Below are 8,686 nucleotides of genomic sequence, written 5' to 3'. Positions count from 1 at the left end.
TGGGGTCGGCCACGGTTTTGGGCGCGGCGATGCCCACGCTCCCCCGCTCGCCGTTGTCGATGACCGAGCCCTGCTCGCCGAGCGTGGTGATCACGCCGCCGGTCAGGGCGCGCAGTTCGGCGCGGGTGCGCTGCGTGGCCTTGCTGATCATCTCCAGCTCATAGTCGTTGGTCACGAGCAGGGCCGAACCCGTGATGGCGTCGAGCAGATCGTCCCCGGAAAGCGCCGGGATCTGCTGGCCGGGATCGTAGATGTACCGGATGCCCTTTTCGCGGAACAAGCGGGGAAGCGCCTTCATGTCGTCGAGGTTGCCGGGGGATACGATGCCCCAGTCGGCGGAAGCGTCGGGATGCGGGAACGCGTACTCGCACGGGAATCCCATCGCGGCGGGGTGGAATCCATTGATCTGGTTGTTGTTCTTGTCGGTGATCAGCGTGCAGCTCGCGGTGAATTCGTCCTTCATGACGCGGACGCCTTCGAGCGAAATCCCCTTCGATTCGAGGAACGTGCCGTATTCGGAAAAATTCTTGCCCGCCGTGGCGAGGATAAGCGGCTTTTCGCCCATCAGCGCCAGCGTATAGGCGATGTTCCCCGCGCAGCCGCCGCGCTTTTCCACCAGCCCGTCGATGAGGAAGCTTACATTCAAAATATGCAGCTTGTCGGCTAGGATGTGGTCGGCGAATGCGCCGTTAAAGGACATGATACGGTCGAAAGCCAGCGAACCGGCGACATAAATGGACATCATTCCTCCGGATGTGTTGATTCGGTGATCCAAGCGAGAAAATCCGCATCCCCCCGGGCCACGGGCAGGGCTACGATGCAGGGGGTTTCATAACTGTGCAAGGCACGCACCCGGGCGGCCAGCGCTTCAAAACGATCGTCGTCCGTCTTGGCGATGAAGGGGATCTCTTCGGAACGGCAAAGCTCTCCCTTCCACGAGTATACCGAGCGGATCGGGGCCATGATGTTCACGCAGGCCGCAAGGCGGTTTTCCACCAGATCCCCGGCGATGCTTTCCGCCTCGTCCGCCGAAGCCGCCGTCATGTAGACGAGAAGCGCCATATTCCCTCCCTTCACAGTGCGTTGGGTCGAAACGATAGCCGTTTCGTACCGTTCTGGCAATCGAGCCGCCCAGCCCCAAGCACGGGCCTTTTTGAGAAAAAGGGCTTTTTTTGTTGTTTGGTTGAACAGAACAGGTTGACGCCCCCGGTGCGGGGGACTATCAAAAATATAGAGGTAACTGTTTTATAACCCTTTTCTCTGGAGGAGAGCCATGTCTGCCTATGGAAGCATTGTTTCCGATGTCATGGTCAAGGGCGGCACGCGGTGCAGGCTGGATACCGTTACCTACACTTCGCCCGAATTCGACGAACTGGAAACCCTCGTTGAAGTGTGCGAACCCCTTTGTGAAACCGAAGAGCCCACCATGCAGGCCCCTATGGAACAGGGCCCGGAGCCGGTCATTTTCGTTTCTCCCGAATTCGACGAAATCGAAACGCTTATGTAAGCATCCGGTGAGTGAACAGCGCTTCCGCATGGGCGGGAGATCTCTTCACTCACCGGCCCCGGCATCGGCCCCACTGCTTGGCTTTTCGGCCTCCCGATCTTATGGTTTGTTTCCGGCGTTCCGGGCGGAATATCCGTCCGGGACGCGTTGCCGCGCTCCACGGCGCGCCACCCCGAATGAAGGAAACGACCATGACAGACAAACAACGGGCTGCAAAAGTCCTTGAGCTGCTCGCCGAACGCTATCCCGATCTCGAAACCCATCTCATAGCCGAAAGCCCGTGGGAACTGCTCGTCGCCACGGTGCTCGCCGCCCAATGCACGGACAAGCGCGTGAACCAGGTCACGCCCGAACTCTTCCGCCGCTGGCCCGATCCGGCGGCCCTCGCCCAAGCCACCATCCCCGAGCTCGAGGAAGTCATCCACTCCGTCGGGTTCTATCACAGCAAGGCAAAACACCTCATCGCCGCCGCGCAGCTCGTCGTGAAGGAATTCAACGGCGAAACGCCCAACACCATGAAGGACCTCATCAAACTGCCCGGCGTGGCCCGCAAGACGGCCAACGTGGTCCTGTGGGGCGGATTCGGCATCAACGAGGGCCTTGCCGTGGACACGCACGTCAAGCGCATCTCCGGGCGCCTCGGGCTCACCAAGCATACCGATCCCGTGGACATCGAAAAGGATCTGGTCAAACTGTTCCCGCAATCCGAATGGGGCAAGGTCAACCACCGGATGGTCTGGTTCGGCCGCCATGTCTGTGATGCGCGGAAGCCCCTGTGCGACGAATGCGAGATGGCTCCGTTTTGCCCCAAAGTAGGCGTGGAGTAGAATCATTCCGGCAACCTATTGATTATCATGGCATCATTTTCTCCTCATCGTACCCTGAACGTATAGATTACGTTCCTGTGTCCGAGGGCCGCAGCAGAGTCCGGGACTGCGGGCCTTTTCAGGAAGCGGTCGGTACAACCTGCCCGGAGGAAGAGGAGAAACGCCATGAAACGTCTCATCGTCGCTCTTGCGCTCGTCGCTTCGCTCGGCATGGCCGGGCATGCTCTTGCCATGGACAAGAAGATCAACATTTTCAACGGTGCTCAGTATGATATTTATACGCTGTACCTCTCTCCCACCAATGCCAACGACTGGGAAGAAAACCTGCTGAAGCAGGAAACCCTCCCCAACGGCGACAAGGTGGACGTTGAAGTCAGCCGTACCGAAAAGGCCGAAGCCTGGGACGTCAAAGTCACCAACAAGGCCGGCGAAACCATGACGTGGATCGGCGTGCCTCTGAACAAGGCCGGCCAGATCACCCTGCTCCCCGACGGGAAGTATGAAGCCCGTTAACGGGGTTGGGATAGAATAATTGGGGAGGGGGGAGGGAACCTTTCTGAAGAAAGGTTCCCTCCCCCCTCCCCAAACCCCACCCCTCTCCCACCCAAGACTTTCGGCCTTATCGAATCCCTTCTGTCGGCTTTCCCGTGCGGGTACAGGCTGAACCTGTAAATTGCATCAGTATCTGGTGCGCTCCCTTCAAGAGACATGGCGAGAATCAATCGCCATTTTTTTGTCGGGAAAACAGGAGAAGGACGGCTGCCTTCAGGTACAAAAAAGCGGCTCCATATCCGGCTTGTACCGGACATGGGGCCGCTTCATCATGTTTTGAAGGGAACCGAGAGCTTCATGCCGTCAGACGGCGAAACGAGGCGGGCGGTCTCTTTGACGCCTTCTTCTAACGTTCCCGGACGCACTCGGGACGGAGCACATCGCGGACGCGCAATTCGAAATCGGTCAGCGTACAGTTCTTGCCGTCCTCATACGGGCCGCACCACGGCACCTCAATATCCTGCCTCAAGACCTCGCCCTTCATGGCGGGATCGTGCAGCGTATCCAGCGACTGCCCGATCATCCGGGCCCGGAGCTGATAGACGTCGTTTTGCAGCCACAGCGTCAGCACCAGCGCGCTTGCCGGGGGAATTTCATCGGGCGCATAGCCGGGGAGCTGCCAATGCAGGCCGAGCATACCGCCGATGTTCGCAATATTCGTATCGTGCCCAACGAACACCACAACCTTCGCCTTGTTGACGGCGGGATCGGCATACCGGCCCGTAAGCGCGTTCGCCATATCCAGCAGCAATTCGCTGCCGCGCCCGGCGGCAACGGAAGGCGCGCGGTTCACGGCGTCGAAGACCGTGCTGTGCACCGGGAGCAGGCGTTGCAGCGCCCCCTTGTCCACGGCTCCCCATCCGGCGGGATGATCCCACTGGCCATACTCCAGCAGCATGATTTCCGCCGCGCTTGAAGCCGTCCCCAGCTTGCCGTCGAGGTGGACCGTGCGGTTGTCCTTGGCAAGCGTCAGGCGCGTGGGCACGTCCGCTACCGTACACCCTTCGGGCAGTTGATGCTTGCGGCAAAATTCGGGAGACGCGGGGCCAAGGATGGCCGCCAATTCACCTATGGGGCCCGAGAGCGACTGCTCAAGCCCCTCAATCGCGCCGACGGGAATTTCCTTGCGAACAACGGAGGGATCGAGCGCGCAATATCCGGCCTCCAACGGATGGAACAGCGGATCGGGATGGTCCGTCTCGTTCACGATAGGCTTGAACCCGCACCCCGGAGCCAGCCCCTCGAGCACGGCCTCTCCCGTGACCCGCGTACGCTGATCCCGATCGGCACGGACGGCTATCGTCCCGGCCTCCGGGCAACCTTTTGAGGGCAGTAAACCGGCCTCGCGTAAAAATGCCGCCTCCTGTTCCCACATCGCGGTGACCAGCTTGGCCCCGCGCGGGGTCAGCTCGCCGCGCTTCACGGGCCACTCGGGCCAGTCCTTGCGGCTCCAGCTCCCAAGCGTTTCGGAAGATTGCGTGGGCGAGCGGACCCCATGCCGCGACAACACCACCATCTTCAAAAGTTTTGCATCACCGCCACCCTGCTCCGCCGCTCCGCCCTCCGGCGCGGTTGCGGCAAGCAACGCGCACAGCGCCAATATGGACAGTCCCCATTTCATGGTTATCCTCCTTTTTCAGGGCAGGCTACGCGTATTTCCAGTCTGTAACCACCCCATGATAACCCGCATCCTTCCGCCGAACGGAGGCCATCCCTCCGAGGCCCGCCTCTTTTCCAAGGAGTCCACGCTATGACGAAACGGTTCATTCCGGTATTGGCCGCCTGTCTCTTCCTCATGGTGGGCACGGCGCAGGCCGCCACCTCCCTTGCATTCCCCCCTCCCGATACCAAGGGGGGAAAGCCGCTCATGCAAACGCTCAGCGGACGGGCGACAAACCGCTCGTTCACCGCCAAGCCGCTTTCCGACAAACTGCTCGGCGATTTGCTCTGGGCCGCGTACGGCGTGAACCGCCCCAACGGAAAACGGACCATCCCCACAGCCCAGAATCGGCAGGATCTTGAAATCTACGTCCTCCGCAGCGACGGAGCATGGCTCTACGACGCCCCGAAACACAGCCTCGAACAGGTCAGCTCCTCCGACCTGCGCAACTTCCTCGCCGGGCAGGGCTTTGTCCGCGAAGCCCCGGTAGGGCTGGTTTACGTCACCGACACCCAGAAAAACAGCAAAGAGCTTTTCGCGGCCATGCATACGGGTTCCGCCTACCAGAACGTGGGCTTGTTCTGCGCCTCCGTGGGGTTGCACAACGTCGTCCGCGCTTCCTACGACGCCGAAGGCCTCGCTTCCGCCCTCGGCCTCCCCAAATCCAAGCATATCCTGATTTCCCAAAGCATCGGATGGGGCGAATAGAAAAAAACATCCCATAATGAACGGCAAAGAAAAGAGCCTGAACGAAACACCGTTCAGGCTCTTTTTTCAAGATCCCCCGCTTCCCCCCGGAAGGGGCTCCCTCCGCGCGGCCTCCCCGCCAATCAGAAATCTTGGGAAGGTGAAGGATGGGGTTTCTTCCCGTTTCCCTCATTTTCCTCTGTCCCGTCCGCCTTCCTTTCTCTCACCTCGCCGCTCTTTCCCGTACGCTGATCGCACTCCTCGTTGACGACCTGTACCCATGTGTCGAGCCCGGCCTGAATATGATCGGGAATACGGAACGGCCCGGGCGCGGGCTCGTCGATCAGCACCTTGATACGCGCGGCGAGATCCTCGGCGTCGCCGGGATCGGGGGTGACGTGCTCCTGCGGCAGAAACACGCTGGAACCGTTGGCGGTTGTGGACAACACCTTGAGCCCGCAGGCCAACGCCTCAAGCACCGCGTTGGAACAGGCGTCATAAAACGAAGGCAGGACGAACAGATCCATTGCCCGGTACAACGCGGGCATGTCCTCCACCTTGCCGAGAAAATGGATACGCCCGGCCACGCCGAGCTTTTTCGCAAGCCGCTGGTAGGGCTCGGAATCCCGCCCCCCGGCGATGAACAGATGCACAGTCTCGGGAAGCATCGCCACGGAACGGATAAGGATCCCCGTGCCCTTGAGGGCGAAATTGCTGGTCGCGGTGGCGATGGCGACATGATTGTTGTCGATGTTCAGGGCGATGCGCGAAAACAGCTTCTGCTCGGGCGTCGGCGGCGTGAAGCGGGAAAGATCCGGCAGATTGTAGATGACCTCCGGCACGGGGATGCCGGGATACGCCTTTTGCGTCCAGTGGCGCACCGCGTCGGACACGCAGATGATCCGGCAGCCGCTGCGGTACTGGTGGTTGTCGATGATCCGGGTCAGCCAGTTGGAGGGCAGCAGGCGACGGCGCAGGTGCTTGAACCAACGGGAAAAACCGGCGGGCCATGCCTTCTCGGAAAGCTCCCAGAAGGTTTTCTGCGGGCCGCCGCCCACGCGCATCATGTCCTGATTCCACGTCTTGCCGAGGCTGATAACCAGATCGTAGTTGCCGCGCTTGCGCACCTGCTCGGCCCGGATAAGAAACCAGAGCATCTTGATGAACTTCAATCCGCCGGGGCGTCCGACGATATGCGTCCGCACGCCGACCGGCGGCAGACACTCGGAACGGGCGCAGATGAATTCCACCTCGTGTTCGCTGTTGCGGGTTTCCGCCAGCGCTTCGGCAAGGCGGAAGGCAAACTGTTCGACGCCTCCGTAACGGCTGAGACGGGGCAGGATGAGGGCGATTCGTGCCATGATGTTCTGAGCGCGAGGGCGCGGGAAAAAGGGTTGGCGGGACCGTCCCGTTGTACCCTTCAAGCCGGGAAAAGCAAAGGGAGCGCACAAGGTTTTCATGCCGCCCCCGCTGGGGCCGAGAATCAGCCTTTCCTTCCGGTTTTCCCTGCCTTATACTACCGGGCATGTTCGATCTTACACTCCCCGCGCGCACGCCGCTGCCGCAACCGCCGTTCTTGCCCACCACCCGCGCCGAAATGGACGCCATCGGGTGGGATTCCCTTGATATACTTCTTGTCACGGGCGACGCCTACGTGGATCATCCTTCCTTCGGCGTGCCCCTGCTCGGCCGCTGGCTGGTCGGACACGGCTACCGCGTGGGCATCGTGGCCCAGCCGCGCTGGAAGGACGAGGGGCAGGGCATCGCCGACCTCGCCCGCATGGGCCGCCCCCGCCTGTTCACCGGGGTGAGCGCCGGGGCGCTGGATTCCATGCTGGCGCACTACACGGCGTTCCGCAAAAAACGCCACGATGACGCCTACACGCCCGGCGGCGAAGCCGGATCGCGCCCCAACCGCGCCGTCATCGTCTACGCGGGGCTGATCCGCAAGGCATTCCCCGGCCTGCCCCTGCTCGCCGGAGGCATCGAAGCCTCGCTCCGCCGCATCACCCATTACGATTTTTGGGCCGACAGCCTGCGCCGTTCCATCTTGTTCGACGCCCGGCTGGACATCCTTTCCTGCGGCATGGGCGAGCGCGCCCTCCTCGACGTCGCCCGGCGGCTCGACGCCGTGGCCGAACTCGTGGGCGATCTGTCCGTGCTGGAGCCCGTGGATGGGGAGCTGTGGCCGGACCTCTGGGCCGGGATTCCCGGTACGGCGCGGCTCGTCAAAACAGCCTCCATCCCCTCCGGTGCCGAGGAGCTGGACGGCCTTGAGCTTGTCCGCCTGCCCTCGCACGACGAGATGCTTGCCGTGCCCCGCGCCTATCTGGACGGGACCGTCCGGCTTGAGCGCGAGACCCACCAGTCCCGCCGCATCCTCGCGCAGCCCAACGGCGACCGCACGGTCCTCCTCATGCCTCCCGCCGCGCCCCTGACCACCGAAGAACTGGACGGCCTGTACGCCCTGCCGTTCTCGCGGCGTCCGCATCCTTCCTACAAGGAACCGATCCCGGCGGTGGAAATGATCGCCACGAGCATCACCACCCATCGCGGCTGCGGGGGCGGGTGCTCGTTCTGCTCGCTGGCCCTCCATCAGGGCCGCCGCATCGCCTCCCGTTCCGAAGCGTCCATCCTCGACGAGGCAAAACGCATTGCCGCCATGCCGCGCGGCGGTTCCATTTCCGACGTGGGCGGCCCGAGCGCGAATATGTGGGGCGCGGCCTGCCGCCTCGATCCTTCCAAGTGCCGACGCGACAGCTGCATGTATCCGTCCATCTGCAAAGGCTTTTCCGTGGATCAGCGCGCCTGCATCGATCTCCTCCGCGACGTGCAGGCCACGCCCGGCGTGAAGCATGTCCGGGTTGCCAGCGGCGTGCGCTTCGATCTCGCGCTCAAGGATGCCACCGCGCTTGCGGCCTATACCGGCGAGTTCACCGGCGGGCAGCTCAAAATCGCGCCCGAGCATTGCGTGCCCGATGTCCTCGACCTCATGCGCAAGCCCGGCATGAAGCCCTTTGAAGCCTTCCTCGAAGCCTTTGTCCGTTACTCCGAAGCCCACGGCAAGGAACAGTACGTCATCCCCTACCTCATGAGCGCCTTTCCCGGCTGTACCGACGCGCACATGCGCCAGCTCGGGGACTGGCTCGCGGCCCGCAACTGGTCGCCCCGTCAGGTACAGTGCTTCATCCCCACGCCGGGCACGGTGGCGACGGCCATGTATTACGCCCGCTGCACCCCGGACGGTGCGCCCATTTATGTGGCCCGGACGGATGAGGAGCGCCGCCGCCAGCATGAGATCCTGCTCGGCAGGCCCTCCGGCCAGCGCCCCCGCACGCAGGGGCAGGGACAGGGCAACAGGAAAGCTTTTGTGGAGAGGGGCAGGAGGAAGATGGAGAAGTAAGATTGGGGAGGGGGAGGAGAACCTTTCTGGAGAAAGGTTTCTCCTCCCCC

General features: G+C 62.2%; 9 protein-coding genes. 5 read left to right on the top strand and 4 right to left on the bottom strand.

From position 1 onward, the window contains the following. Both HMPREF0178_RS09225 and cutA read right to left on the bottom strand, forming a co-directional pair. Positions 1–742, bottom strand: a 742-nt coding sequence (locus tag HMPREF0178_RS09225) for a PfkB family carbohydrate kinase (RefSeq protein ID WP_009380385.1), incomplete at its 3' end; no start/stop codon positions are given. Continuing rightward, positions 742–1,062 (bottom strand): divalent-cation tolerance protein CutA, encoded by a 321-nt coding sequence (gene cutA, locus HMPREF0178_RS09220; protein WP_009380383.1) that lies wholly within the window; start codon positions 1,060–1,062, stop codon positions 742–744. The genes cutA and HMPREF0178_RS09225, both read right to left, overlap by 1 nt. 211 nt (positions 1,063–1,273) lie before the next feature. Between cutA and HMPREF0178_RS09215 the strand changes: the two genes are divergently transcribed. The 3 genes from HMPREF0178_RS09215 (at position 1,274) to HMPREF0178_RS09205 (ending at position 2,847) form a co-directional block, all read left to right on the top strand. Beyond that, positions 1,274–1,507, top strand: a complete 234-nt coding sequence (locus HMPREF0178_RS09215; RefSeq protein WP_009380382.1) for a hypothetical protein — start codon at positions 1,274–1,276, stop codon at positions 1,505–1,507. A gap of 191 nt (positions 1,508–1,698) precedes the next feature. Next, positions 1,699–2,334, top strand: coding sequence for an endonuclease III (nth, locus tag HMPREF0178_RS09210; RefSeq protein WP_009380379.1), 636 nt, complete (start codon positions 1,699–1,701; stop codon positions 2,332–2,334). Between the two features lie 165 nt (positions 2,335–2,499). Beyond that, the gene (locus HMPREF0178_RS09205) at positions 2,500–2,847 is read left to right on the top strand and encodes a hypothetical protein (protein ID WP_005028279.1); all 348 of its coding nucleotides are present in this window, start codon (positions 2,500–2,502) and stop codon (positions 2,845–2,847) included. Positions 2,848–3,232: 385 nt separating this feature from the next. On the opposite strand, the gene HMPREF0178_RS09200 is transcribed toward HMPREF0178_RS09205, so the two are convergent. After that, positions 3,233–4,507 carry a histidine-type phosphatase gene (locus tag HMPREF0178_RS09200; RefSeq protein ID WP_009380375.1) on the bottom strand — a complete coding sequence of 425 codons (1,275 nt, stop codon included), beginning with the start codon at positions 4,505–4,507 and terminating at the stop codon, positions 3,233–3,235. Between the two features lie 129 nt (positions 4,508–4,636). Between HMPREF0178_RS09200 and HMPREF0178_RS09195 the strand changes: the two genes are divergently transcribed. After that, positions 4,637–5,254, top strand: coding sequence for a SagB/ThcOx family dehydrogenase (locus tag HMPREF0178_RS09195; RefSeq protein WP_009380374.1), 618 nt, complete (start codon positions 4,637–4,639; stop codon positions 5,252–5,254). Between the two features lie 122 nt (positions 5,255–5,376). On the opposite strand, the gene HMPREF0178_RS09190 is transcribed toward HMPREF0178_RS09195, so the two are convergent. Continuing rightward, a complete protein-coding gene (locus tag HMPREF0178_RS09190) occupies positions 5,377–6,594 on the bottom strand; it encodes a glycosyltransferase family 4 protein (RefSeq protein WP_009380373.1) in 1,218 nt (405 codons plus the stop codon). Between the two features lie 164 nt (positions 6,595–6,758). On the opposite strand from HMPREF0178_RS09190, the gene HMPREF0178_RS09185 reads away from it, so the two are divergent. Beyond that, positions 6,759–8,636 carry a YgiQ family radical SAM protein gene (locus HMPREF0178_RS09185; RefSeq protein ID WP_009380372.1) on the top strand — a complete coding sequence of 626 codons (1,878 nt, stop codon included), beginning with the start codon at positions 6,759–6,761 and terminating at the stop codon, positions 8,634–8,636. Positions 8,637–8,686: the final 50 nt, after the last annotated feature.

The organism is Bilophila sp. 4_1_30, assembly GCF_000224655.1.
Classification (GTDB): domain Bacteria; phylum Desulfobacterota; class Desulfovibrionia; order Desulfovibrionales; family Desulfovibrionaceae; genus Bilophila; species Bilophila wadsworthia.
The sequence above is the reverse complement of the archived record's forward strand: the minus strand, read 5'-3'. Positions and strand labels throughout refer to the sequence as shown.